The sequence below is a fragment of the Haematobacter massiliensis genome (genome assembly GCF_000740795.1).
GTDB lineage: Bacteria > Pseudomonadota > Alphaproteobacteria > Rhodobacterales > Rhodobacteraceae > Haematobacter > Haematobacter massiliensis.
Window position 1 is genome coordinate 70,876 of record NZ_JGYG01000006.1, and the last position, 26,114, is coordinate 96,989.

Genomic DNA, 26,114 nt, shown 5'->3' on the forward strand with positions numbered 1-26,114 from the left:
GCGCAGGTCATAGGTGACGCGTACCGCCCTGCGCGGCCGAATGTCTCGAGGGGTGCGATACTCGGGTGCGTCCCGGCCCGCGTGGACGAAGGCCCGAAAGCCGATCCGGACAAGCACATGGAGCGGAGGCCGGCGGCCTGCGCGCGGGTCATGACCGACGACCTTATCCCCGCCTGTCCGGCCCGCGCGTCACAGGGGCCGTCTGGCCATTCCCTGTGGCCTGCGCGCCGCGCGGGCGATAGGCTCCCGCCGGATCAAGCGGAAAGGATAGCCGTGAGCAGGTTGTGGAGCCCCTTCGTCCAGCATCTCGTCCCCTATGTCCCCGGCGAGCAGCCGAAGGGGGAGCGGGTGGTGAAGCTGAACACCAACGAGAACCCTTATGGTCCCTCGCCTCTGGCGCTGGAGGCGATAAGGGCGGTGACGGATGATGGCCTGCGGCTCTATCCCGATCCCACAGGTTTCGCGCTTGCGACGGCAATCGCGGAACCGCTGGGCCTTGCGCCCGATCAGGTCTTTCTCGGCAACGGCTCGGACGAAGTGCTGGCCCATGCCTTCAATGCCTTCTTTCGCGACAAGGGGCCGGTGCTGTTTCCCGATGTGACCTACAGCTTCTACCCCACTTACTGCAGCCTTTATGACCTGCCGTTCCGGCGGCTGCCTCTGGATTCGGATTTCTGTCTTGGCGGGGGACAGTATCACGGTCCTTGCGGAGGCATTGTCATCGCAAATCCGAATGCGCCCACAGGGATCGCGGTGGGGCTTGATGTGCTGGCGGATATTCTGCGGCGGAACCCTGATGTGGTCGTTCTGGTCGATGAAGCCTATGTCGATTTCGGTGCGGAAACCGCGACGTGCCTGATCGGGGAGCATGACAATCTTCTGGTGGTCCAGACATTCTCCAAGTCGCGGAGCCTCGCTGGGCTCAGGGTCGGTTTCGCGCTTGGCCAGCAACCGCTGATAGAGGCGTTGCGGCGGATCCGGGACAGCTTCAATTCGTATCCCCTGGACAGGCTCGCCCTTGCCGGGGCAGAGGCCGCGTGGCGCGACCGTGACTGGTTCGACCAGACCCGCACCCGTCTGATGGCCGACCGGGAGCGGATGATCGTGGGATTGAGGGCGCAAGGCTTCGAGGTGCTGCCCTCGCGGGCGAATTTCGTCTTTGCCCGCCATCCGGATCTGGCTGGAGAGGCCGCGCTGGCGGCACTGCGCGCGCAAGGCATTCTTGTCCGCCGCTTCGGTCAGGACCGGATCGCCGATTGGCTTCGCATTTCTATCGGCACGGCGGAGGAATGCGACCTGCTTCTCTCCGCGACCTCCGGGCTTCTGTCCCGCTGAAAGGCGGAGAGATCGAAACAAGGACGAATGCGAATGCCGTGCTACATAGTTCTTCGCATGATTCCGATGCGAAAGGGAGAAAACCCATGACTGGACTCGATGCCTTTGATCCCGCTGATCGGGACCGCATAGCTGCAATGCCCATGTTTGCTGGCATGGCGGTGACCGCTGCGGATCCCAGTGGCCTCTTCGGGGCCATCAAGGAGAGCGCGGCGATGGCGAAAGCGCTCAACAAGGCGCGAGATTCGAAGGATAATCCGTTGATCTCTGCGGCTGTGGAAAGTTTTTCCGCCCCCGAAGGACGTTCCGCCGTGACAGCCATCCTCAAGGAACAGGTGAAGGGGAAGGATCCGAAAGGCATCGCGGACAGCCTGATCGGGGAGATCAGCCGGCTGTCGGGCATCATTGCGGAGAAGGCTCCGGATGCCGCGCCCGGCTTCAACAGCTGGCTTATCGACATCGCGCAGAGCGTGGCTGAGGCCTCGAAGGAAGGCGGCTTTCTTGGCTTCGGCGGGGTAAAGGTCAGCCCGGAAGAAACCGCGACAATCGAGCGGCTGAAATCCGCCCTGTCCAGCACCGCCGCCCCCGCCCCGACGAGCCAGACGCCGCCGCCTGTGGCCTGAACTCGGACGAACGACGCTCCGCGTTGATGCCCGAAGGGACTCCCGTGCCACCCGGCACGGGAGTTTCTTTTGGGGCGCCCTATGGATCTGCGTCAGATGGTGCTTTTGCCGATCCGGCGCGGCTGGTTCGCCCGAAGCCGCGCGAGGCGTGGAACCCGCGCTGAGCTTTCGACCGGAGTATCCGGTTGTGGAGACAGGGTTTCAGGCCCGATCGGCGGTAAAAGTCCGGCCCCCTGTCGCGGGGGGCCGCTGGCTCATTGAGGGCCGATGGGGTTTTCAGCCGCCGCTACCCGATAGGGTCACGTCCTGAAACTTCGGCTTGCCCAGCAGGTTCGGCGCGAAGTTCGCGACCTGCTTCGTCGCTGCATCCGTCTCATAGCGGAAGGAGATCGGCGCGGTGAGCGCGTTCTGCATGACGAGCTTTTGTACCTTGGCAAGTGCAGTCGCGCGGGCCGCCTGATCGTCGGTGGCGCGACTTTCGGCGATGGCTTCGTTGAAACCGGGCAATGGCGCGACCCGGCCCGGGTTATAATAGGATTTCTCGTCATAGAGCGTGACATAGGTCACGGTCGGGTCCGCGCGTCCTGTCCAGGCGGAGAGATAGACATCCCCTTCGCCACTGCCAAAGACGCGGCTGTCGGCCTCTGCAATCGGCGCATTGAGGAAACGCCCCCGGATCCCCACCTTGGAAAGCTGGTTGAGGATCACCTCCTGACGCTGCACCGCCGCCTGATCGGGATAGCTGCGGAAGTCGAGCTGCAACCCGTCGGCATGGCCCGCCTCCGCCAGCAGGCGCCGGGCAAGATCGGGATCGTAGCGGGTGTATTCCTCGGCTTCCGGCGCATAGGCCCAGTGGGATTTCGGGAGGTTCATCGCCGCGGCCTCTCCCAGCCCCTGTTGCACGGCCTGAATGAAGGAGTTGCGGTCGATCGCATGATTGATCGCCTGCCGCACACGCACATCCGCCAGCGGACCCTTGGATCCGTTGAGGTAGAGTTGATAGATGTAGGCCGTGGGCCGCGTGATGGCCGTGAGTTTCGGGTTGCGCTCCACCACCGGTATGAAACGCTCGGAGACCAGATAGGCGATGTCCACTTGCCCGGACTGCACCGCGCGAAGCCGCGTCGCCGCGTCCGGGATGATGAAGAACTCGATCTCCGCCGCGCCGGGGCGATCCTGCCGCCAGTAGGCGGGGTTGGCTTCGCCGATCAGCCGCTCCGCATCGGTCCAGGTCACGTATTTCCAGGCGCCGGTGCCGACCGGATTGCGGTCGATCCGGCCCTGTTCGCTGGCCTTCAGCGCGGTGGGCGACGCGACCATGCCGGGCCGGTCCGCGAGGATGAGCGGCATCGCGCTGTCCGGCACCTTGAGGCGCAGCGTCACCTGCAGCGGGCCGGTGACCTCCACGGTGTCGATGGTGGACATCTCGGCCTTGTGGTTGGACAGCGGCGAGCTGCGCATCCGGTCGAGGTTGAACTTGACCGCTTCGGCATCCATCGGCGTGCCGTCATGGAAGGTGACACCATCCCGAAGGTCCAGCACCAGCGTCTGCGGATCGCTGAAAGCATAGCTTTTCGCAAGGCCGGGGCGCGGAGCGAGCGTATCGGGGTCCCATTCCACCAGAGTGTCGTAGAAATTGAACAGATAGACGTGGTCGGAGCCAGAGCCGCTCGTCGCCGGGTCAAGGCTGGATGGGTTGGCGATCCCCGCGATCCGCAGCCGGCCCGTCGCCCCCGCAAAGGCGCGAATCGGCAGGCCGAGGCTTGCCACGGCGCCCGCCGACGTCATGCCGATCAGCAGCTTCCTGCGGCTGAGGGCGGGAAAAAGCCCGCGCGAAGCGGATCTGTGCTCACCAAAATTCACCCTGTTCCTCCCTGTCATGTCCGGCCGCGATCTGCCGCCAAGCGGCAAAAGCACCGTTTGATCTGCGAAATCCCTTCTCCTCCGAAGGGTCTCCACCGTCACGACAGCATCCGACAGCCTGCATGTCAACGGATTCCTTACAAGCGTCAGGATTTCAGGGAGGGCATGGTTCCACTCTGCGAAACACCAAAGGAATAAGGCGATCCGGTAAAACGGGTTCGAGAGAATTATCGGCGTTGTCTGCCGCAGGATTTGGATCTACGGTCGCCTTACATTTGTCAGGAAACGGGGAGGCAGGTGGATGGAGATGTCGCCGGCGGAGCTTGCGGAGCGCGTGGGAGAGGAGATCGGGCTGTCCGACTGGGTGGTCATCGACCAGCCATTGATCGACGCCTTCGCCAAGGTGACGGACGATCACCAGTTCATCCACGTCGATCCCGGCCGCGCCGCCGCCGAAGGGCCGTATGGGACAACGGTCGCCCATGGGTTGCTCACGCTCGCGCTCCTGCCCGCCCTTGCGAAAAGTGCGTTGCCGAAGCTCACCAATGTGCGCTCCAGCGTGAACTACGGCTTCGACCGGGTCCGCTTCGTGGCGCCTGTTCCGGTCGGCGCGCGCATTCGGGGTCGGTTCCGGCTGACGCGGGCTGACTGGAGGTCACCCGACGCTCTCCTTGCCGTCTGGGGGGTGACTGTGGAAATTGAGGGGGCCGACCGGCCCGCGCTCCTCGCTGACTGGCTCGGACTGCGCTATGTTGGAAAGGAGGCCGCATGATGCGGACACTCAAGGATCTCCCCGCCCCGTTCCGCAGGCTTCGCCTGCCGCTCGTCGCGTCGCCCATGTTCATTCTCTCCGGCCCGGATCTGGTCATCGCCCAGTGCAAGGCGGGGATCGTTGGCAGCTTTCCTGCGCTCAATGCGCGCGAAGGGGCCGGCGAGCCGCCGCTTCTGGAGGCGTGGCTCCGCCGCATCACGGAGGAACTGGACCGCCACAACCAGGCCAACCCCGATCGTCCCGCCGCCCCCTTCGCAGTGAATCAGATCGTTCACCGCTCCAACGCACGGTTGGACCGGGACGTGGAGATCTGTGCCCGGTGGAAGGTGCCGATCTGGATCACCTCGCTCGGCGCACGACCCGAGGTGAATGCGGCGGCGCATGACTCGGGCGCGATCGTGTTGCACGATGTCATCAACAACACCTTCGCCCGCAAGGCGATCGAGAAGGGCGCGGACGGGCTGATCGCGGTTGCTGCCGGTGCGGGCGGCCATGCCGGGATGCAGTCCCCCTTTGCGCTGGTGCAGGAAATCCGGTCCTGGTTCTCTGGCCCGCTGCTGCTGTCGGGAAGCTTGGCTACGGGGCAGGCGCTGCTGGCGGCACAGGTGATGGGCGCTGATCTGGGCTACATGGGTTCCGCGTTCATCGCGACCCAAGAAGCGCAGGCCCCTGCGGAATACAAGGACATGATCGTGGGTTCCGGGGCGGAGGACATCGTCACCTCCTCGCTTTTCACGGGCGTCTCGGGCAACTACCTCAAGGCGTCGATCCGCCGCGCGGGCCTCGACCCGGACGCGCTGCCGCAGGGCGACGTGAGCACGATGAACTTCAAGGATGGTGCCTCCAAGCCCAAGGCCTGGAAGGAGATCTGGGGTGCGGGTCAGGGGATCGGCGCGGTGAAGGGCGTGGTGCCTGCCGCCGATCTGGTCGCGCGGCTGGAGCGTGAATACCGGCACGCCGTGGAGGGTGTCGTGGCGCTCGACGAACGCGTGCCGGGCTGAGATGGTGGAGATCACCCTCGTCCGGCATGGGCAGGCGTCGTTTGGGGCGGCGGATTACGACCGTCTCTCGCCGCTTGGCCATGAGCAGGCCCGCCTGTTGGGCGAGAGTCTTGCCTTGCGGGGCAGGGCGCGCCCAGCCCGGGTGTTCCTCGGAAGCATGCGCCGCCACCGGGAGACCCTGGAAGGGCTGGCCCCCGCGCTCGGGCTGGATCCTGATGCCGCCACCGTTCACGAGGGCCTGAACGAGTTTGACGGGGGTGCGCTGCTTGCCTGCCGGTTCGGCTGCGCGCTGCCCGAGGATGTGCGGCGCGACAAGCGTCTCTACTTCCGCACCCTGCGGGAGACGGTGCTGGCCTGGCAGCGGGATGAGGTAGAGGCCCCGCCCGAAAGCTGGCGCGATTTCTCCGCCCGCGTGTCCGACGCGCTTGCGTCGATGCGTGCGGCGGGGGGCGATGTCCTTGCGGTCAGCTCGGGGGGCGCGATCAGCCGAATGCTGGTGGAGGTGCTGGGCGCGCCCCCCGCGCAGATGATCCTGCTCCAGCTTCAGATGAAGAACTGTGCGGTATCGCGTCTTGTCGGCAGCGGGCGGGGGCTGTTCCTGCATGCGTTCAACGAAGTGCCACATCTGCGGACGGAAGAGGACGACCGGCTGCTGACCTATGCCTGAAGGAGACAATCCATGGATCAACCCGTGTCCGGCACCTTGCTGACCGAAGATCCCTATCCGTTTCAGAAGCTTCTGGGCTTCCGCATGCTCGATTGGGGTGCCGATCGCGCCCGGTTCGAGCTTCCGCTGGGGGAACATCTTCAAAACCGCTACGGCATTCCGCATGGCGGCGTCTATGCGGCCCTGCTGGACACGGTGATGGGCTACAGTGGCAGCTATACCGGCGATGCCGAGAACCGGCGCAAGGCGATGACCCTGTCGCTGACCACCAACTTCCTCTCGCGGCCGGCCGGCACGGTAATCGTCGCGGAAGGCTGGCGTGTCGGCGGCGGTCAGAAGACCTTCTTCGCAGAAGGGCGGATCACCGATGCCGAGGGGACGATCGTAGCGACCGGCAGCGGCGCCTTCCGCTACACCGGCGCGGGGAAGTGACGAGACCTGCGGCAGCGACCGCAGGTTCATGCCAATCGCCTGCAGCATAGGGCGCGGCATGGCCCTTAGAAACTTTGCTGCCGCAGGATAACCGGCGCGGCGCGAGGGAGGAGAAACCCGCGCTGCACTGCACCACGAGGGGGGAGAGAATGGCTGAGATAGCCGCGATGTCCGGCATGGCCGGAGGGCAGATGGCATGCGGGTGGCCGAAATGAATGGCGCGGAGATGCGCCTCTGGCCCGTCCCGGTGGAGGAGGAGGTGCTGGACATTCCGCACCGGATCCGCACCGCAGCCAGTCGTCGGCCTGAACATATCGCCCTGATCGACGGACCGCTGGAGATCACGGCAGCCGCACTGGTGGACCGCATGGATAGGGTGGCGGCGGCGCTGGCTGCCCTCGGTCTGGCCGAAGGCGACGTGATCGCCACGGTGGGTGGGCTGACCGCTGACCATCTGGCGCTTTATCTGGGTGCTGCGGCGCTTGGCGTCTGTGTCGCGCCGCTGCCGACCTCCGGCCATCCCGAGGCGCTGGCCCGGATGCGGGAGAATGCGGGTGCCGCGCAGGTCTTTGCCGACGCCGCCGCGCCGGAGACGCCGGGCGCTCATGATCTGGAGCGTTTCGTCGCGGAGGCGCAGCACCTAGCGCCCCTGTCAGCCCGGCGCATCGGGGCGGATACCCTGTTCGACATCATCTACAGCTCTGGCACCACGGGCGCGCCCAAGGGGATCGAGCACGACGTCCGGTTCCGGGACAATCAGGTGGACCGGTTCCGCCGCTTCGGGTTGAGTGAGGATTCGACGGTTCTCTTCTCGACGCCCCTCTATTCCAACACCACGCTCGCGACACTGATCCCGGTGCTGGCGATGGGGGGTCGGGTAATCCTGATGCGCAAGTTCGACGCGCGGGGGTTCCTAGCGCTTGCAGAGACGCATCGCGTTACCCACAGCATGATGGTCCCGGTTCAGATCCGGCGGGTTATCGAACACCCCGATTTCGACCAGTTTGACCTGTCCTCCTATCAGGCGAAGCTGTCGACCAGCGCGCCGTTGAACCCGGCGGTGGTGAAGCAGGTGCTGGCCCGCTGGCCGGGCCGGATGATAAATATCTACGGCATGACGGAAGGGGGGGTGAGCGCGGTGCTCGACTGCTCCGCCTGGCCCGACAAGCTTCACACCGTCGGCAGGCCGGGAGCGGGGGCGGAAGTCCTGATCCTGGACGAGGCCGGCCGCCCGCTGCCTCAGGGCGAGACAGGAGAGGTCGTGGGCCGGTCTACCACGATGATGCGTGGCTATCGCAACGCGCCGGAAGCCACGCGCGATCTGACCTGGATCAGCCCGGAGGGTGTGCCCTATATCCGCTCCGGTGACATGGGGCGGCTGGACGAGGACGGCTTCCTGACGCTGCTCGACCGGCGGAAGGACATGATCATCTCCGGCGGCTTCAACATCTTCGCCGCGGATATCGAAGCGGTCCTTTCCACCCATCCCGATGTGACGGACTGCGCCGTGATCGGTGTGCCCAGCCCTGAATGGGGGGAAACACCGGTGGCCTGCGTCGTGCTCGCTCCCGGTGCGCAGGCGGAGGCGGTCCGGGACTGGACTAACGCCCGCATCGGGCGGTTCCAGCGGCTTGTGGGGATCGCCGTCCTGCCGGAACTGCCCCGCAGCGTGATCGGCAAGGTATTGAAGCGGGAGCTGCGGGACCGCTGGCCCGAGCTTTCGGCCCGCCCCGATGCGTCGCGCAAGGAGGCCGCCGATGTCTGATCCCGCCCGCCCCTGGCCTGCGGGTGTCCCCGACCGCCTCGACGCCCCCCTGCACAACGTGGCAGAGAACCTGCGCCTGTCGGCGGAGCGGGTGCCGGAGGCGGTCGCGCTCATCTATCACGGTGCGGAGATCACCTATGCCGGGCTTCAGGAGCGGGTCTTGCAGCTCGCGGGCTGGCTTCAGGAGCAAGCGGGTGTGCGACGGGGCGACAGGGTCGTTCTCTACATGCAGAACAGCCCGCAATTCATCATCGCCTTCTATGCCATCCTGCGGGCGAATGCGGTCGTCGTGCCGGTGAACCCGATGAACCGGCTACGCGAGATCGAGCATGTCGTTACCGACAGCGGCGCGCGCGTGGCCATCGTGGGGCAGGAGCTTCTGGACTACATCGCGCCGCTCATTGGAACGTCGCTGGTGGATGTGCTGGCCACGGCTTATGCCGACATGGCCGATCCGGCCTGCGACATCCCGCTGCCGCCGGGACTTCAGGAAGGCGAGCGGGAGGATTTCCCGGCGGGCATCACCGGCTGGCGCGCGATGGAGGCGGCGGGCCTGACCCCCGGCCCCGTCACCACGGGCGGAAATGATCTCGCCGCGATCCCCTACACCTCTGGCACGACGGGCCGGCAGAAGGGCTGCATGCACAGCCATACCACACTGCAGACGACGCTCGTCGGCAGTGTGGTATGGAACCCGCTGGGGGAGGGGGGTGCGACGCTTTCCGTCCTGCCGCTGTTCCATGTCACGGGGATGCAGAACTCGATGAACGGGCCGCTCTATGCGGGGGAGACCATCGTGCTGATGTCCCGATGGGACCGGCGCGTGGCGGTGGAATTGATCCGTCGCTACCGTATCGCACGCTGGCGCAGCATCTCCACCATGATCGTCGATCTGGTGAGCGATCCCGGCGTCCGGGCCGAAGATCTGGCAAGCCTCCAAACGCCGGGAGGAGGCGGCGCGGCCATGCCAGCGGCCATCGCTCAGCGTCTGAAAGGGTTGACGGGGCTCGATTATCTCGAAGGCTACGGCATGACGGAGACGATGGCGGGTGTCATCATCAATCCGCATGACGCGCCCCGTCCGCAATGTCTTGGCATTCCTGTATTCGACGTCGATGCGCGGATCATCGACCCCGATACGGACCGGGAACTCGGCCCGGAGGAGCCCGGGGAGATCATCGTCAGCGCGCCGCAGGTGTTCCATGGCTACTGGAACAATGAGGAGGCGACTCGCGCCGCCTTTCTGGAGCGGGACGGCAAGCGGTTCCTGCGCACCGGGGATATCGCGCGTTATGACCGGGACGGCTATTTCTACATCGTCGACCGGGTGAAACGGATGGTCAATGCCTCCGGATTCAAGGTGTGGCCGACAGAGGTGGAGGCGCTGATGCACGCCCATCCCGGTATCGTGGAGGCCTGCATCGTGGGCTATCCTGATCCGCGGCGGGGGGAGTCGGTGCTGGCCTATGTCGTGGCCAAGGACGAACTGCCGGAGGCCGAGCTGATCGCTTGGTGCCGGGAGCAGATGGCCGCCTACAAGGTACCGCGCCGCGTCGTCTACGTGGAGACGCTGCCCCGCTCCGGCAGCGGCAAGGTCCAGTGGCTGGAGTTGCAGGAGCGCGCGGCGCGCGACTTCGGGCAGCTCTCCGCCGCCGAATGAGGGGGCGGCGCTTCCGCAGCGCCGCCCGTTTCCGCCCTACGCGCCCGCGAAGGCCGCCTTACGCTTCTCCACAAAAGCCGCCGCCGCCTCCCGGTGATCTGCGGTCAGCATGGAAAGCGTGTGGTTCCGCGCCTCCTGATCCAGACAGTCCGCAAGGCTGCCCCCAGTGGCGGCGAGCGTGAGGTTCTGCTTCATCCGCCCATAGGTAAGCGTCGGCCCGGCGGCGAGATCGGCGGCAAGGCCGCGCGCCGTTTCCATGACGGCGCCCGCGGGAAGCGCACGGGTAACGAGACCGATCTCCGCAGCCTCCACTCCGGAAAGCAGCGGCGACAGCAGGTAAAGCTCCCGTGCCTTGGCCCCGCCGAGGATATGGGTGAGGAAATAACTTCCGCCGAAATCCCCCGACAGCGCCACCTTGGCAAAGGCGGTGGTCAGCTTCGCGTCCTCCGCGCAGATCCGCAGGTCGCAGGCCATCGCCAGCGACAGGCCTGCCCCGGCGGCAGAGCCTTCAATGGCGGCAATGGTGGGCTTCGGCATGGTGTGAAGGTAGAAGGCCGCGCTCATCCGGTCGCGGAGCGTGTGGAGACGCTGGCCGAGCGGCCTGTCCGCGCCTGCGCCTTCGTTCATCGCTTTCACATCGCCGCCCACGCAGAAGTGCCCGCCTGCTCCTGTCAGCAGGACCGCCCGAACCGCATCATCCTCGGCCGCGGCTGCGAGCGCCTCGGTCAACGCCGCCGTCATCGCGGGTGTCATGGCATTGCGCCGTTCGGGCCGGTTCAAGGTGATCGTCAGCAGGCCGTCCTGCCGGTTCAGAAGAACTTGATCGGTCATGGCTTCTCCCCCTATATAGAATCCTGACAATCGTCAGTCTATTCAGGTTAGCGGTGCCGCGTGCCCGAGGCAACACGGGCCTTCGACGGATGTGCGGTTTCCGCGCGGATGGTTGAGGTGCCGTCCGCCGCCGCATAGATTGGCGCCACCCTAGTGACGGAGCCACAGCGTGACATCGCCCCCCCCGACCGGAAAGCAGAGGAAGCCCAGGACAGGCTTTCTTGACGAAGCCGACGTGGATGTCGTGCGCAACGAGGATCTTGTCCGGCGGCGGCGTGAGCAGATCTGCGATGCCGCGCTCGACCTGTTTCTGGAGAAGGGCTTTGCGTCCACCACCATCCGCGACATCTGCGCGCGCTCTGGCGTCAATCACGCCAGCATCTATGATTATGTGGCCAACAAGAACGACGCGCTGCGGCGGCTTTTGAACCAGCTCTGGTTCCGCAGCGATGTGCCGCTGCTGACTGACCTCCTCTCGGATGAGGACAGGCCGCTGGAGGATGCACTGGCTGAATATCTGCGGGAGACATGGGACAAGAAGCGCAAGGGCACGCTGCTCATCTACCGCTCCATTCCGCATATGCTGCCGGAGGACCGTGCCGCCATGCGAGAGCGGGAGGAGAAGCTGATGGCCGAAGGGGGAGCGCTGCTGTCCCGCCGGGCCGGATTGCCGCCTGATGATCCGCGTGGGATCACGGCGGCGAACCTGCTGGTGTTCCTGTCCGCTTTCGCGCCGATGCGGGACTGGCTGCAGCCGCGGGCTACCCGTGGCGACCCTCTGGTGGCCGCGGTGGCCCGTGGCTCGGCCGTGATGGTGACGGCCATTCTGGAAGGGCCGGAGATTACAGAAGAGCCTGCCGACTGAGCAGGGCGGTCGCGGGCGACAACCGGCGCCCGCGATCCTGTCACGCTTGTCCGGCCTCATAGGCCCGTGCGATTTCCGCGCCGCGCTCGGCGACCATCCGCGCCCGCGCGCCATCCCTGACGGGGTCGGCGCTTGCGCTGCTGGCGGTACCCTGCGCCGCCCGCGCCGCCACGCCCTGCACGATGGCCGCGTAGCGGAAGCAGTTGAAGGCAAGGAACACCGGCCAGTCGGGAATGTCCTTCCGCCCCGTCCGCTCGACATAGCGGGCGAGCATCTGCGCTTCCTGAGGCAAGCCCGAAGCTGGCAGATCGGGCGCACCGGGAAGCGCGCCTGTCAGCCGGTAGGGAAGGCACAGATAGGCCAGATCGGAAAGCGGATGGCCGATGGTTGAAAGCTCCCAGTCCAGAACCGCCACGACCTTTGGTTTCTCTGGATGCAATATCGTGTTGCCGACGCGGAAGTCGCCATGCGTGATCGCGCTTTCCTCCTGCACGGCGGAGTTTGCGAGCAGCCAGTCCCGCAGCCAATCCATGCCCTTGTAGTCGAAATCCGCGGGCAACGCCGATTTCGACGCCTCGTATTGCCCAGACCAGCGCGATGTCTGCCGCGCGAGATAGCCTTCCGGGCGACCGTAGTCCTGAAGCCCGCAGGCCTGCCAGTCGATCTTGTGCAATTCCGCCAGCGTATCGACGAGTGAGAATGCCACGTCCCGCCTGTCATCCCGCGCGACCGGTGCCATGGCCGGATCGGAGATGATCCGTCCTTCCACGAATTCCATCAGGAAGAACTCAACCCCGATCACCGATGGGTCGTCGCAATAGGCCACCATCTGGGGCGTGGGAACGGCTGTCGGGCCAAGCGCGTGCATGATCCGGTATTCCCGGTCCACGGCATGGGCCTTGGGCAGCAGGTCTCCCGGCGGCTTCTTGCGCAGGACAAATCGCCGCCCGTCCGCCAGCCGGACGAGGAAGGTCGGGTTCGACATCCCGCCCTGGAACTGCAGGAGCTTTATGGGTTTCTCCGGCTCGTCCAGGGCCTGGGCCATCCATGCTGAAAGCGCGGCTTCGTCAAAACGATGCTTCGCGAGCGGCTCGATGAGCATGATGTCCGAGGGCTGCGCCGCCCTCTGGCCCGCATGCTGATCCGTGGTGCTGCGCAATGGCGTCGCGCGCGCTGTGCTGTCCTGCGCCGTCATGTCCTGTGCCTCTGGTGGCAGGCCCGCCTTGGGCCTGTGAGTGGGGGTCAGATCGCCTTGAGGGCGGTGTGCGTGAAAAGGCTGGGTGCCAAGCCCCGTGCCTTTATGCGGCTTGGGCCGATGGTCCGCGCCGCAGCGGTAAGCGCTGTCGGTGTCATGTCGCTGCCTCCCCTCTGCCGCGCATTGCCCGCAGCGGTTCCGCGCCTTTTCCGGCGGCGCCCGTTTATTGACTGACAAATGTCAGGAAGCACCTTAGGGGACCGGTTGACAGCCGTCAATCGGCTTCTCGCAACGGATCAAGTTTGCCGAAATTACGCCAAGGCAAAGTTTTCTCTTGTCCGGTGCGGGGTGGCTGTCGTAACCCTGACATGTGTCAGGAATGCACCCCGCATCGATGCGCTCCGGGGAGGGAGCGGATGCCGGGTCGGTTGCCTGACCCTACTGCCTGGGAGGATAAGATGACCGAAGCCTTGCCGAGCCATGCCTCTGTCGCCGCGCGTCTCATCCGCGAGGACAACCGTTTCGCGGTGGAGCGGAAACAGATCAATGGCACGGAATACACGGTTTTTGCCAATGCTCCCCCGAATGTCCGCGCGCTGTTCGAACAGGCGGAGGAAGCCTATGCGGGGCGAGAGATGCTCGTCGCGGGCAACCGCCGCTGGAGCTATGGTGAAGTCCGCCGCGATGTCGCCGCGCTGGCCAATGCTCTCATCCACCATCACGGGATAGGGCCGGGCGACCGGGTTGCCGTCGGCTCGCGCAACCATGCGGAGATGATTCTGCTGGTCCTCGCGATAACCGCGACGGGTGCCAGCGTCGTGCCGCTGAACTCATGGGGAAGCGGGGCGGAGTTGCTCCGCGCACTCAACGATTGCGGAGCACGGCTTGTCTTTGCGGATGCCGAACGCTTCGCGCGGCTCGCCCCTGTGATTCCCGAGGGGCTGACGCTCATCGGGATCCACGATGCGCCCGACACCTCCCGCTATGAGCAGATGCGCGCCTGCGATCCGGTCTGGCCGGAGGTGGAGATCGGGCCGGAGGCGGAGTTCGCCGTGATGTATTCCTCCGGCTCCTCGGGTGTACCGAAGGGCGTGATCCAGACGCATCGCAACGTCATCTCGGCCATCTGGAGCTGGTATCTGCTTCGCGTCATGGCGCCGGAACTCGCGGTTCCCGCCCGTGCCCCGGCGATGCCCGCCTGGCTCATCATCTCGCCGCTGTTCCATGTCACGGCACTTTACGCGAACTTCTTCCAGGGGTTGCAGATGGGGGCGAAGATCGTGCTCATGCCCCGCTGGAATGCCGATGAGGCCGCGGAGCTGATCCGCGCGGAGGGCATCACGCGTATCAGCGGCGTGCCCACGCAGTCCGCCGACCTGGCCGAAACCGTGGAGCGCCGCGGGCTGACCTTGCCGTCGCTGGAAAACATCACTGGCGGGGGCGACAAGCGCCCGGCCGCGCAGGTACAGGATCTGAACCGTGTCTTTCCGGCGACGACCATCGCCATCGGCTGGGGCATGACGGAGACCTGCGCCCTGGGCATCAACCTTTCCGGCCCGGAATATCTGGAATACCCGGACGCGGCGGGGCGGCTGGCCCCCCCCGTGCAGGAAATGCGCATCGTCGATGACGCAGGCCGGGACGTGGCGCCGGGCGAGATGGGCGAGCTGCTGATCCGCAGCCCCGCCGTGACCCCCGGCTATCTGAACGATCCCGAGGCCACGGCGGCCGCGCTCCGCGATGGTTGGCTGCTGACCGGGGATCTCGCGCGTTTGGGGCCGGAAGGGTTCATCCACTTCTGCGGTCGCAAGAAGAACATGATCGTGCGGGGCGGCGAGAATATCGCCTGCGCCGAAGTGGAGAACGCGATCTACGAACATCCCGCCGTGGAAGATGCCTGCGTCTTCGCCGTCCCTCATCCCCGGTTGGGAGAGACGGTGGGAGCGGCCGTGCATCTGTTGCCCGGTACGACGCTGACGGTGGAGGAACTCGCCGTGTTTCTCGCGCCGCTCGTCGCGCGTTTCAAACAGCCCGAGCGGCTGTGGGTGCTGGAAGCACCCCTGCCGCGCGGCGCCACGGAAAAGATTGATCGCAAGGTAATCCAGCGCCACTGCCTGTCGTTGCAGGCGGATGGTGCTCGCTGAGAAAGGCAGGACAATGGACAGACCCTCCCTGACGGATGTCGAAAGCTACGTGGCCCGCGCCACCCGCGAGGCAGCGGTGGTCGAAGGGCTGGACCCGGCAACCGCACTGCGCCCGATCAACCGGGTGGGCATCATCGGCGCCGGTACGATGGGTGGCGGCATCGCCATGAACTTCGCCACCGCCGGCATACCGGTCACCATCGTTGAAACCGCGCAGGAGGCGCTGGACCGGGGCATCGCGCTGGTCCGCAAGAACTACCAGAACAGCGCCGACAAGGGCCGTTTCCCGCAGGCGGAAGTCGAGGCGCGCATGGCGCGCATCACCCCGGCGCTGGACCTCGACGCGCTGGCCGACTGCGACCTCATCATCGAGGCCGTGTTCGAGAACATGGATCTGAAGAAGCAGATCTTCGCCCGTCTGGATGCCATCGCGAAACCCGGGGCGATTCTCGCCACCAATACGTCCGCTCTGGATGTCGATGAGATCGCCTCCGCCACCTCACGGCCGCGGGATGTGATCGGCCTCCACTTCTTCTCCCCCGCGAATGTCATGAAACTGCTGGAGATCGTGCGGGCGGACGAGACGGCGGACGATGTGGTCGCGACCTCGATGGAACTTGCGGGCAAGATCGGGAAAGTTCCTGTGCTCGTCGGTGTCTGCTACGGCTTCGTGGGTAACCGGATGCTGGCCGCGCGACGGGAGCAGGCCAACAAGCTGCTGTACCGGGGCCTGATGCCCTGGGATATCGACGCGGCCATTACGGGTTTCGGCTTCAAGATGGGGCCTTACCAGATGTCGGACCTCGCCGGCTTGGACATCGGCTGGTCAAAGGGAGCGAAGACCGCGAACCCCATCCGCGACGCGCTCTGCGAAAAGGGCAGGCGCGGGCAGAAGACGGGCGGCGGCTTCTACGACTATGACGCGGCGCGCAATGGAAGCCCGTCGGAGGAAGCCGCAGCCGTCATCCGGGAAATCACCGGCGCCGCGCCCGCCACGCTTCCCCCGGAGGAGATCGTGGAGATGCTGATGGCACCCATGGTCAATGAGGCGGTCAAGATTCTCGAAGAGAACAAGGCGCAACGCCCGTCTGACGTCGATGTGGTCTGGCTGAACGGCTACGGCTTCCCGGCGTCAAAGGGCGGGCCGATGTACTGGGCCGATCAGGTTGGTGCGGCGCGCATCCTCGCGCGGATGGAGGCACTGGGCGCCGAGGATCCGGCGTTTGCGCCAGCAGAATCGTTGCGGCGGCTGGCAGCGGAGGGCGGGCGATTCCTCGACCTCGAGCTTGGTGGTCTCAAAACGGGGGGGAAGGGCTGATGGACCTCGAATTCACCACGACGCGGCGGGAAGGGAACATTCTCGTCGTCACCATGAACCGGCCGGATGTCTACAACGCCGTCCACGCGCCGATGCACCATGAGATGTCGCGCATCTGGGATGCGTTCGAAGCGGATCCGGAGCTTTGGGTTGCCGTGCTGACCGGGGCGGGCGACAAGGCCTTCTGTGCGGGCAATGACCTTAAATACACCGCGCAGGGCGGCAACATGAAGGGGCCGGAGACCGGCTTCTCGGGCCTCTCCTCCCGCATCGACCGGCTGAAACCGATCGTTGCGGCGGTGAATGGCTTTGCCATGGGCGGCGGGTTTGAAACCGCGCTGGCCTGCGATGTCATCATCGCGTCGGAAAAGGCCCGTTTCGCGCTGCCGGAGGTGAAGGTAGGTTTCTTCGCGGCAGCGGGCGGCATCCAGAGGCTGAGCCGCGAGATCCCGCGCAAGCAGGCGGTGGAGATGTTCCTGACCGGCCGTCAGGTCGGCGCGGAGGAGGGCGCGCGCATGGGCTTCGTGAACGAGGTCGTGGCGCCTGAACGCCTGATGGAGCGGGCAATGGAAGTGGCGGGAGAGATCGCTGCCGTCTCCCCCTCGTCCATCCGGGCCTCGCTCCGCGTGCTCCGGGCGATGGACGACATGGACAATCTGCAGACCAGCCTCCGTTACAGCCGCCAGGTGATGTCCGACCTGCGCGAAACCGAAGACTTCCGTGAAGGCGTCACCGCCTTCGTCGAGAAACGCAAACCGAATTGGGTGAACAGATGAACGCGATCGACACGAAGAAAAAAGGTGCCAGCGCCGCATCGGAAGACATGCTGAACAACCTCGGCATGTCGGAGGGCGCGCGTCCCCTGCTGGCCCGCGTGATGGAGCATATCCGCACCAACTGCGATCCGGCCTATGAGGAATACGAGCGCCTGGGCCGGAACCGTGCGGAACGGTTTTCCTACGCGCCGGGGCAGCTCGAGATCCTCGCCGATCTGAAGGCGAAGGCGAAGGAGGCCGGGCTGTGGAACTTCTTCCTGCCCAATGCCGAGACGGGCGAGGGGCTGTCGAACCTCGACTACGCCTATATCGCTTTTGAGCTTGGCCGGAACCCGCTTGCCTCGCAGTCTCTGAACTGTTCCGCGCCCGATACCGGCAACATGGAAGTGCTGGAGCGTGTGGGCACGCCCGCGCAGAAAGAGCGCTGGCTGAAACCGCTGCTCGCCGGTGAAATCCGCTCCGCCTTCGCGATGACGGAGCCGGACGTGGCCTCCTCCGATGCGCGCAACGTCTCCACCACCGCGGTGCTGGAAAACGGCGAATGGGTCATCAACGGCGAGAAGTACTACATCTCCGGGGCTGGCGATCCGCGCTGCAAGATCATGATCGTCATGGTCAAGACCTCTCCCAATGCGGAAGCGTTCCGCCAGCAGAGCCAGATTCTCGTCCCCATGGACACGCCCGGCGTGGAAATCCTCGGGCCGATGAATGTGTTCGGTCACGATGACGCGCCGCATGGTCACATGCATCTGCGCTTCACCAATGTGCGGGTGCCGGAGGAGAACATTCTCTGGGGCGAGGGGCGCGGGTTCGAAATCAGCCAGCTTCGTCTCGGGCCGGGCCGTATCCACCATTGCATGCGCTCCATCGGTGCGGCGGAAAAGGCGCTCGACCTGATGATCGCGCGCGGCCTCTCTCGCGAGGCATTCGGCAAGCGGATCATCGACCTCGGCAAGAACATGGAGACGATCAGCCGCTCCCGCATCGAGATCGAGGCCATGCGCCTCATGGTGCTGAAGGCGGCCCGCGCGATGGATGTGCTTGGCAACAAGGAAGCGCGCATCTGGGTTTCCATGGCGAAGGCGATGGTGCCGGAGCGCTGCTGCAAGATCATCGACGACGCGATGCAGGTCTATGGCGCCACGGGCGTGAGCCAGTGGACGGACCTGCCCGAGATGTACATGAAGCAGCGCACCCTCCGTCTCGCCGACGGGCCGGACGAGGTGCACCACGCCGTCGTCGCCCGGGCCGAGCGCAAGGCGTTCGAGGAGTCCAATGCGCGCCGCGCCGCTGCAGCCACCCGGCGCGCGGGTGGCATGTTCGAAGGGCCGTGACATGAAGGATCAGCAGATGGAACGGGGCCTGTTCGACCTGACCGGCAAGGTGGCGCTGCTCACCGGCGCCTCGCGCGGGATGGGCCGCCAGATGGCAGAGGCGCTTGCGCGGCAGGGGGCGACGGTCGTCATCTCCGCCCGCAAGCAGGATCAGCTGGATGCGGCGGCGGCGGAGATCAACGCCGCCATCGGCGAGACCCGGGTGTATGCCGTCGCGGCCAATGCCGGACGCAAGGAGGATCTGGAACGGCTGGTGGAGGAAACCCACCGGCTCGCCGGGCCGATCGACATCGTGATCGGCAATGCCGGGGTCAACCCGCATTACGGCCCGATCGGGGAAATCCCGGACGACGCCTATAACAAGATCATGCAGACCAACGTCCAGTCGAATCTGTGGCTGGCGCGGCTCGTGGCACCCGACATGGCCGCCAAGGGGTCCGGCTCGATGATCTTCACGGCCAGCGTCGGCGCGCTGAAGCCGTCGCCCACGCTTGGCACCTATGGGATGTCCAAACTGGCGCTGATCGGGCTGGTGCGGAACCTCGCGCTCGAATACGGGCCGCAGGGCATCCGTGCGAACGCGATCTGCCCCGGCGTGGTCAAGACCGAGTTCGCCCGCGCCCTCTGGGACAGCGAAGCGGGGGAGGAGCGCGCGCGGACGCAGGTGCCGCTCCGCCGCTTCGGCCAGCCGGAGGACTTCGCGGGTGTGGCCGTGTTCCTGGCCTCCGACGCCAGCAGTTACATGACCGGGCAGGCGCTGACGCTCTGCGGCGGCACCAACATGTGGAGCTGAGCATGGACGTTCAGGGGAAGGTCGTCGTCGTCACCGGCGCAGCAGGGGGGATCGGCCGGGCGCTCGCCCTCGCGCTGGCGGAGGCAGGAGCGGCCCATGTCGTTTGTGCCGACATCGACGCGGAAGGCGCACGCCAGACGGGGGAGGCCATCGGCGGCACCGCGATGACGGTGGACATGGCCAGCGATGCCGATATCCGCCGCCTCGTCACGGAGACGGAGCGCGACATTGGCCCCATCGCGCTTTTCTGCGGCAATGCAGGCATCATGGCACGGGGCGGTGAGGAATTGTCAGACGAGGTCTGGCAGCGCATGTGGGACGTGAACGTCATGGCCCATGTCCGCACGGCCCGCGTTCTCCTCCCGTTGATGCGGGCGCGCGGTGCCGGGCATTTCCTTATCACCGCTTCCGCGGCGGGGTTGCTCAATCAGGTGGGTTCGATGCCCTACGGGGTGACGAAACATGCGGCGGTCGGCCTTGCCGAATGGCTGGCGCTTACCTATGGCGACGACGGGATCGGGGTCACCATCCTGTGCCCGCAGGCCGTCCGTACGGCGATGACCGCGGGCCGGGAGATGGGCGTGGCCAGCATCGACGGCATGCTGGAGCCCGCGGAGGCTGCGGCCGTCGCGCTCACCGCCGTGGCGGAGGGGCATTTCCTCGCCCTGCCGCACCCGGAGGTGCTGGGCTACATGCGCCGCAAGACCGAAGATTACGACCGCTGGATCGGCGGTATGCGCAAACTCAACCGTCAGTTCAGTCCGCGCGCGAAGAGCGCCTGACGGCATCACAGGATACAGGGGAGAAGACAATGCGCGAGGCGCTCATCGTTTCCACGGCACGCACGCCGATCGGCAAGGCCTTCCGGGGCGCGTTCAACAACACCCAGGCGCAGGAGCTGATCGGCCATGCGGTGAAGAACGCGGTTTCCCGCGCGGGCCTTGAAGGCGGCGAGATTCAGGACAGCGTGATCGGCTGCGCCATCCAGCAAGGCTCCACCGGCGGCAACATCGGCCGTCAGGCGGTGATCCGTGCGGGGCTTCCGACATCTGTCGCGGGCATGTCGATGGACAGGCAATGCGCAAGCGGCATGATGGCCATCGCCACCGCCGCCAAGCAGGTCGTTCATGACGGCATGGAAATCGTCATCGGCGGGGGCGTGGAATCCATCAGCCTCGTGCAGAACCAGAACATGCGGCAGGACCGGCGCACCGATCCATGGATCGTGGAGCATGTGCCGGAGCTTTACATGTCCATGCTGGAAACGGCGGAGATCGTGGCCGACCGCTACGGGATCAGCCGCGATGATCAGGACGCCTACGCGCTCCGCTCCCAGCAGCGGACGGCCGCGGCGCAGCAGGCGGGCCTCTTCGATGACGAGATCGTGCCCCTGACCTCCACCATGGCGGTGGTAGACAAGGAGACGAAGGAGGTCTCCTACCGTGAGGTGACGCTGGAGCGGGATGAGGGCAACCGCCCCTCCACCACGCTGGACGATCTCACCTCGCTGAAACCGGTATTCAAGGACGGGCTGACTATCAAGGAAGGCCATCACATCACGGCAGGCAACGCCTCGCAGCTCTCGGACGGGGCATCCGCAGTTGTCATCATGGAGGGCAAGGAAGCGGAGAAGCGCGGCGCGCAACCGCTCGGCCGTTATGTCGGCGTGATGGCCGCCGGGCTGGATCCGGACGAGATGGGCATCGGCCCGGTCTATGCGGTGCCGCGTCTGCTGGAAGCGCATGGTCTGACCATGGACGATATCGGCCTGTGGGAACTGAACGAGGCATTCGCCTGCCAGGTGCTCTACTCCGCCCGGAAGCTCGGTATCCCGGAGGATCTGCTCAACGTCAACGGCGGCGCGATCTCCATCGGCCATCCCTACGGCATGTCGGGAGCGCGCATGGTCGGCCACGCGCTGATCGAGGGCAAGCGGCGCGGCGCGAAATACGTTGTCTGCACGATGTGTGTCGGCGGCGGCATGGGCGCGGCCGGCCTCTTTGAAGTGCTGTAAGGGAGCGATCGCGATGGACCTGTCTTTCAGCCCCGAGGAAATCGCCTTCCAGCAGGAAGTTCGTGACTTCCTCGCCTCGCATCTGCCGGAGCATATCTCCGATGCCGTCCGCTCGGGCGTGGAACTGCCGCGCGAGATCTATCAGGAATGGCACGAGATCCTCGGCCGCAAGGGTTGGCTGTGCACGAGCTGGCCCAAGGAATACGGCGGCCCCGGCTGGACGCCCGTCGAGCGCTACCTGTTCGACGTGGAATGCAGCCGCGCCCATACGCCCCGGATCGTCGCCTTCGGCCCGCATATGCTCGGCCCGGTGATCCAGGAGTTCGGCAACGATCGCCAGAAGGCGGAGATCCTGCCCTCTATCGCCTCTGGTGAGGTCTGGTGGGCGCAGGGGTATTCCGAACCCGGCGCCGGGTCCGACCTTGCCAGCCTCAAGACGCGTGCCGTCAGGGATGGGGACCACTACGTCGTCAACGGCCAGAAGACATGGACCACGCTCGGTCAGCATGCCGACAAGATCTTCTGCCTCGTGCGCACATCGACAGAGGGCAAGCCCCAGCAGGGGATCAGCTTCCTGCTCATGGATATCGACACCCCCGGCATCGAGGTGCGGCCGATCCGTCTGATCGAGGGCGGCCACGAGGTCAACGAGGTGTTCTTCGACAACGTTCGCGTGCCTGTCGAGAACCTCGTGGGCGAGGAGAACAAGGGCTGGACCATCGCCAAGTTCCTGCTGACCCATGAACGGACCAACATCGCGGGCGTCGGCACCTCCATGCAGGCGTTGGTGGAGGTCAAGGATCTCGCCCGCCAGATGAAGCGCAACGGCCGCCCGCTGATCGAGGATCCGCTGTTCGCTGCCCGCATCGCGCGGGTGGAGGTCGATCTCGAGGCGATGAAGATCACCAACCTCCGCATGCTCTTCCAGGCGCAGAAGCAGGGCCATCCGGGGCCGGAAACCTCCATCCTCAAGATCAAGGGGACGCAGGTGAACCAGGAATTGCGCGACCTTGCACGCCGCGCTCTGGGGCCAGTGGCCGCGCCCTTCCCGGGCCAGATGACGGAGACGAACCTGCTCTTCGGGCCGGCGGATACGGAACACAATGCGGCCATCTACTTCAACAACCGCAAGACCTCCATCTTCGGTGGATCGAACGAGATCCAGCGGAACATCCTGACCAAGACAATGCTGGGGCTGTGAGCGATGAATTTCGACCTGACCGAAGACAGGCAGATGCTGTCGGAAAGCCTGAACCGCTACCTGGCCGACCGTTACAGCCTGAAGGAACGCAATCGCATCGCCTATGAGGCGCCGTTCAGCGATACCAAACGCTGGGGAGATATGGCGGAGCTTGGCGTCCCGGGCGCGCTTGCGATGGAGAAGGACGGCGGCTTCGGCGGCACGGGCTTCGACATCGCCGTGGTGTTCGAGGCGCTCGGCCGCCATCTCTGCCCCGAGCCGTTCCTCGCAACGCTGCTGGCGAGCCGGCTGCTGTCGGCTGCCGGAGCGGATCAGTCTGGGCTTGTAGACGGCTCCATCCGCTACGCCGTTGGCCTGTCGGAGATCGACGCGCCTTATGGCCTGGCCGGGACCGCCACCACGGCGCGCAAGCAAGGTGACGGGTATCGCCTCTCGGGCCGCAAGTCTGCGGTCTATGGCGGCCAGGTCGCAGACGTGCTCCTCATCGTGGCGATGCTTGACGGCAAGCCTGCGGTGTTCAGTGCTGCGGCGGGGGATGTGAACGTTGTCTCCTATGGGATGATGGATGGCGGCGGGGCGGCGGAGCTGCTGCTCGACGATACCCCCGCCACGCTTCTGCTGGCAGATGCCGAGGCCGCGCTGACGTCGGCCGTGGCCGCAGGGCAGGTGGCACTCTGCGCCGAGGCGGTAGGTGCGATGACCGCTGCCTATGATCTGCTGCTCGACTATCTCAAGACCCGCCGTCAGTTCGGGACCACGATCGGGAGCTTTCAGGCGCTTCAGCATCGCACCGTGGATCTGCTGGCGGAAATCGAGCAGGCGCGCTCCATCACCATCGCCGCAGCGGCGGCGCTGGACAGTCCGGAGGCACGGCTCAAATCCGCCATGGCCAAGAACCTCATCGGGCGCGCGGCGCGGCTTGTGGCAGAAGAAACCGTGCAGATGCACGGCGGTATCGCCATGACCTGGGAATATGCCGCCTCCCATTATGCGAAGCGGCTCGTCCTGCTGGATCATCAGCTTGGTGACACCGATTACTGCCTTGAGATCGTGATGCAGTCCTACGCCGCCTGAGCGCGGTTGCTGTCGGGGGAGAGAGATGGCGGTCGCAAGCAGGCCCTTTGCCGGCCCGGCCAGCAGGCCGATTTCTCTCGACCCCCGCAGGATCAGTGCGATTGTCCTTATCGCGCTGATCTTCGCCGTTCTGGGAGAGGCGGTGTTTCGTTCCGATCTGCTTCGGCAGGCCGCGCGGGTGCTGCTGATCTCCTATCTCGCGCTCGAATGGCCGGGTATTCAGCGCACCGGGCGGGTGATGATCGCCGTTGCCGCGGCACTTACCGTCGCAGGCGGCGTGCTTGCCGCCGATCCTGTGGCGGCCGTTTTCCGGGCGCTGGACCAGGCGGCGTTCTTCGCGACCTTCTTCGCCAACCAGTTCTTCCTGCGGGAGCCGGCGCGCACCTCGCCGCTCGTCCGCCGCTCCGCCTCCTTCTTCATCGACCAGCCGCCCGCGCGGCGCTACGGGCTGCTGACCTTGGGCGGCTTCCTGTTCGGCATCATCCTGAACATCGGGGTTTTGAGCCTCCTGGGCCTGATGATCCGCCGCTGGCTTTCCGCCGCGGGGGGAAGTGCCGCGATCCGCGCGGTGAGGGAGCGGCGTATGGTGCTGGCCGTGCTGCGCGGCTTTTCGGTGGCGCCGCTCGGCTCTCCCATCTCCATGGTCATGGCCGTGGTGCTCTCTGTCATGCCAGGGCTGTCGTGGACGACGGTCTTTCCGCTCGGGCTGATGACGGCGGCACTGCTCCTCACGCTCGGTTGTGTGCAGGACCGGCTGGAGGCGCCGCGCCAGGGGGCGCCCGTTGTCGTGGTCAACGGCGCGCGCGATCCGATGGCGCTGCTGGGCATCGTCGGCATCGTGCTTGGCGTCTTCGTGCTGGCGGTGTGTATCGAATTCGCCGCCGACATTCCGCTGGCCCGCGCCGTGCTGGTGGCCGTGCCGCTCTCCGGGTTGATCTGGCTCGGCTGGCAGCATCGCCGCTTTGGTCCCGTAACGGGGACGCGGCTCGTTTCCCGCAGGCTGGTGCGCGAAGGCGCGCGGCTTTTCCCCCGTTACAGGACGGAGATCGCGGTGCTCTCCTCTGCCGGGTTCATCGGAACGCTGTTCTCCCTCCTTATCCCGCAGGGGCGGCTGGCGATGCTGCTTCTGCACCTGCCGGTGCCGCTGATTTTGCTGCCGGGACTGCTTACTGCGCTGGTCGTGGGGGTTTCCCTGATCGGCGTGAACCCGATCGTGAGCGTGACGATATTCGCCTCCGCCTTTCAGGGTGTACCTGATGTCGGCATTCCCACGGAAGTGCTGGCGCTGGCGCTGATGGCGGGTTGGGCTATCGGCGTGAACGCCTCGCCGCTGACCGCCTCCGCCATGATCATCGCGGATATGGTGGATCGTACCGCGCGGGAGGTGACGCGGGACTGGAACGGGCGCTACGTGGTGCGCGCGCTGCTGCTGATCGCCGTCTGGCTGGCGGCGTTGACGGTCTGGCTTGGCTGATCGAGAGTGGTGACGAAGCGGGTGAAGGACCGGGCGGGTTCACGCGGGACCGGAAAACAGTTCTCCGGCGCGGTGGTATCTGCCACGCCAAGCGCCATTCCGCAGATCACCTGCCGCTCCGCTGGAATGGACAGTAGCCCTGCGATGAGGCCCGGATAGCGTGAGAATGCTGCCTGAGGGCAGGTATCCAGCCCGAAAGCCCGGGCCGCGATCATGATGTTCTGCAGGAACATGCCCAGATCGAGCCAGCTCCCGATCTCCATATCCCGATCAAGGGTGAAGATCAGCCCGACCGGAGCGCCGAAGAACCGGAGATTGCGAGCGTTCTGCGAAGCCATCGCCTGCTTCTGACCCCGCTCTATGCCCAGTGAGGCGTAGAGCGCCCACCCCACCTCACGCCGCCGCGCCAGATAGGGCTCTCGCCACGCCCGGGGGTAATAGTGATATTCGGGATCAGCGGCGCCGCCCGCAAGCTCATGAGCCTCAAGCGTCGCGCCAAACGTCTGGAGCGCCTCGCCCGTCAGGACGATCACCTGCCATGGCTGGATATTCGATCCTGATGGCGCGCGCGCGGCAGCTGTCAGGATACGCTCGATCGTCTCGATCGGAATTTCGGCAGGAAGGAAGGCGCGAACGGAACGCCTGCCTTCGATCGCTTCAAGAACGACGTCATTCACTTCGTGCATTACCTCCCCCAGTTGAAGGGGAGGCTAGACCATTCACAGAGGGTCAGGCAATCGGTTCAGATTTCATAATCCAGATCGCCGATGCACGCCATTTCCGGCTCATCCGGAACGACCTTGCGACGGGATTTTACAAGTTTCGGAGCGACAGGCTTACCGGAGAGCGACTTTTTCAGGACAACCGTCATGGCGATTCCTCCATTGCTTCACAGAAGAATACGCCTGTTCTTTCGTTAGCGCAAACATTTAATGCTAGCGGTAACAGAAACCCGCGGTCTGACGCAGGTCGCCAGA

At 65.6% G+C, this 26,114-nt stretch carries 24 protein-coding genes; 19 read left to right on the plus strand and 5 right to left on the minus strand.

What is annotated here, in order from left to right; all coding sequences use genetic code 11:
• Positions 1 to 273 precede the first annotated feature (273 nt).
• A complete protein-coding gene (locus CN97_RS10020) occupies positions 274 to 1,335 on the plus strand; it encodes a pyridoxal phosphate-dependent aminotransferase (RefSeq protein WP_035710703.1) in 1,062 nt (353 codons plus the stop codon).
• Between the two features lie 86 nt (positions 1,336 to 1,421).
• A complete protein-coding gene (locus tag CN97_RS10025; protein WP_035710707.1) occupies positions 1,422 to 1,958 on the plus strand; it encodes a hypothetical protein in 537 nt (178 codons plus the stop codon).
• A gap of 276 nt (positions 1,959 to 2,234) precedes the next feature.
• Here the strand turns inward: CN97_RS10025 and CN97_RS10030 are convergent, their stop codons facing one another.
• Positions 2,235 to 3,821, minus strand: a complete 1,587-nt coding sequence (locus CN97_RS10030; RefSeq protein ID WP_211253674.1) for an ABC transporter substrate-binding protein — start codon at positions 3,819 to 3,821, stop codon at positions 2,235 to 2,237.
• Between the two features lie 301 nt (positions 3,822 to 4,122).
• Here CN97_RS10030 and CN97_RS10035 point away from each other — a divergent pair, with 301 nt between their 5' ends.
• The 6 genes from CN97_RS10035 (at position 4,123) to CN97_RS10060 (ending at position 10,118) form a co-directional block, all read left to right on the plus strand.
• Entirely contained in the window at positions 4,123 to 4,593 is a 471-nt protein-coding gene (locus CN97_RS10035; protein WP_035710710.1) for a MaoC family dehydratase, read from the plus strand.
• Positions 4,590 to 5,594 (plus strand): NAD(P)H-dependent flavin oxidoreductase, encoded by a 1,005-nt coding sequence (locus CN97_RS10040; protein WP_248700085.1) that lies wholly within the window; start codon positions 4,590 to 4,592, stop codon positions 5,592 to 5,594. The genes CN97_RS10035 and CN97_RS10040 overlap by 4 nt, the downstream gene beginning before the upstream one ends.
• Before the next feature lies 1 nt (position 5,595).
• Positions 5,596 to 6,261, plus strand: coding sequence for a histidine phosphatase family protein (locus CN97_RS10045; RefSeq protein ID WP_035710712.1), 666 nt, complete (start codon positions 5,596 to 5,598; stop codon positions 6,259 to 6,261).
• Between the two features lie 12 nt (positions 6,262 to 6,273).
• The gene (locus tag CN97_RS10050) at positions 6,274 to 6,693 is read left to right on the plus strand and encodes a PaaI family thioesterase (protein ID WP_035710714.1); all 420 of its coding nucleotides are present in this window, start codon (positions 6,274 to 6,276) and stop codon (positions 6,691 to 6,693) included.
• Positions 6,694 to 6,889: 196 nt separating this feature from the next.
• Positions 6,890 to 8,458 carry a class I adenylate-forming enzyme family protein gene (locus tag CN97_RS10055; RefSeq protein WP_211253675.1) on the plus strand — a complete coding sequence of 523 codons (1,569 nt, stop codon included), beginning with the start codon at positions 6,890 to 6,892 and terminating at the stop codon, positions 8,456 to 8,458.
• Entirely contained in the window at positions 8,451 to 10,118 is a 1,668-nt protein-coding gene (locus CN97_RS10060; protein WP_035710717.1) for a long-chain-fatty-acid--CoA ligase, read from the plus strand. The genes CN97_RS10055 and CN97_RS10060 overlap by 8 nt, the downstream gene beginning before the upstream one ends.
• A 36-nt stretch (positions 10,119 to 10,154) precedes the next feature.
• Here the strand turns inward: CN97_RS10060 and CN97_RS10065 are convergent, their stop codons facing one another.
• The gene (locus CN97_RS10065) at positions 10,155 to 10,949 is read right to left on the minus strand and encodes an enoyl-CoA hydratase (RefSeq protein ID WP_035710720.1); all 795 of its coding nucleotides are present in this window, start codon (positions 10,947 to 10,949) and stop codon (positions 10,155 to 10,157) included.
• 169 nt (positions 10,950 to 11,118) lie between these two features.
• Here CN97_RS10065 and CN97_RS10070 point away from each other — a divergent pair, with 169 nt between their 5' ends.
• Positions 11,119 to 11,814 carry a TetR/AcrR family transcriptional regulator gene (locus CN97_RS10070; protein ID WP_035710722.1) on the plus strand — a complete coding sequence of 232 codons (696 nt, stop codon included), beginning with the start codon at positions 11,119 to 11,121 and terminating at the stop codon, positions 11,812 to 11,814.
• A 40-nt stretch (positions 11,815 to 11,854) separates the two neighbouring features.
• Here CN97_RS10070 and CN97_RS10075 read toward each other — a convergent pair whose 3' ends face one another.
• Positions 11,855 to 13,009, minus strand: coding sequence for a phosphotransferase family protein (locus CN97_RS10075; RefSeq protein ID WP_248700086.1), 1,155 nt, complete (start codon positions 13,007 to 13,009; stop codon positions 11,855 to 11,857).
• Between the two features lie 458 nt (positions 13,010 to 13,467).
• On the opposite strand from CN97_RS10075, the gene CN97_RS10080 reads away from it, so the two are divergent.
• From CN97_RS10080 to CN97_RS10125, 10 genes are all read left to right on the plus strand, one after another.
• Positions 13,468 to 15,153, plus strand: coding sequence for a class I adenylate-forming enzyme family protein (locus tag CN97_RS10080; RefSeq protein ID WP_051911124.1), 1,686 nt, complete (start codon positions 13,468 to 13,470; stop codon positions 15,151 to 15,153).
• Positions 15,154 to 15,166: 13 nt separating this feature from the next.
• Positions 15,167 to 16,471 (plus strand): 3-hydroxyacyl-CoA dehydrogenase, encoded by a 1,305-nt coding sequence (locus CN97_RS10085; protein WP_035710726.1) that lies wholly within the window; start codon positions 15,167 to 15,169, stop codon positions 16,469 to 16,471.
• The gene (locus CN97_RS10090; protein WP_035710728.1) at positions 16,471 to 17,247 is read left to right on the plus strand and encodes an enoyl-CoA hydratase-related protein; all 777 of its coding nucleotides are present in this window, start codon (positions 16,471 to 16,473) and stop codon (positions 17,245 to 17,247) included. The genes CN97_RS10085 and CN97_RS10090 overlap by 1 nt, the downstream gene beginning before the upstream one ends.
• Before the next feature lie 65 nt (positions 17,248 to 17,312).
• Entirely contained in the window at positions 17,313 to 18,581 is a 1,269-nt protein-coding gene (locus tag CN97_RS10095; protein WP_176408599.1) for an acyl-CoA dehydrogenase family protein, read from the plus strand.
• 1 nt (position 18,582) lies between these two features.
• Positions 18,583 to 19,374 carry an SDR family NAD(P)-dependent oxidoreductase gene (locus CN97_RS10100; RefSeq protein WP_242685265.1) on the plus strand — a complete coding sequence of 264 codons (792 nt, stop codon included), beginning with the start codon at positions 18,583 to 18,585 and terminating at the stop codon, positions 19,372 to 19,374.
• Between the two features lie 2 nt (positions 19,375 to 19,376).
• Positions 19,377 to 20,156, plus strand: a complete 780-nt coding sequence (locus CN97_RS10105) for an SDR family oxidoreductase (protein WP_035710730.1) — start codon at positions 19,377 to 19,379, stop codon at positions 20,154 to 20,156.
• 29 nt (positions 20,157 to 20,185) lie between these two features.
• The gene (locus CN97_RS10110) at positions 20,186 to 21,388 is read left to right on the plus strand and encodes an acetyl-CoA C-acyltransferase (protein ID WP_035710732.1); all 1,203 of its coding nucleotides are present in this window, start codon (positions 20,186 to 20,188) and stop codon (positions 21,386 to 21,388) included.
• A gap of 13 nt (positions 21,389 to 21,401) precedes the next feature.
• Positions 21,402 to 22,589, plus strand: coding sequence for an acyl-CoA dehydrogenase family protein (locus CN97_RS10115; RefSeq protein WP_035710735.1), 1,188 nt, complete (start codon positions 21,402 to 21,404; stop codon positions 22,587 to 22,589).
• Positions 22,590 to 22,592: 3 nt separating this feature from the next.
• Complete coding sequence (locus tag CN97_RS10120; protein WP_035710736.1) at positions 22,593 to 23,663, plus strand: acyl-CoA dehydrogenase family protein; 1,071 nt, start codon at positions 22,593 to 22,595, stop codon at positions 23,661 to 23,663.
• Between the two features lie 25 nt (positions 23,664 to 23,688).
• A complete protein-coding gene (locus tag CN97_RS10125) occupies positions 23,689 to 25,137 on the plus strand; it encodes a hypothetical protein (RefSeq protein ID WP_035710738.1) in 1,449 nt (482 codons plus the stop codon).
• Here CN97_RS10125 and CN97_RS10130 read toward each other — a convergent pair.
• Together CN97_RS10130 and CN97_RS21325 are read right to left on the minus strand one after the other, a co-directional pair.
• Positions 25,071 to 25,823 carry a nitroreductase gene (locus CN97_RS10130; protein WP_084684091.1) on the minus strand — a complete coding sequence of 251 codons (753 nt, stop codon included), beginning with the start codon at positions 25,821 to 25,823 and terminating at the stop codon, positions 25,071 to 25,073. The genes CN97_RS10125 and CN97_RS10130 overlap by 67 nt on opposite strands.
• Before the next feature lie 56 nt (positions 25,824 to 25,879).
• Complete coding sequence (locus CN97_RS21325) at positions 25,880 to 26,008, minus strand: hypothetical protein (RefSeq protein ID WP_254915483.1); 129 nt, start codon at positions 26,006 to 26,008, stop codon at positions 25,880 to 25,882.
• Between the last annotated feature and the right edge of the window lie 106 nt (positions 26,009 to 26,114).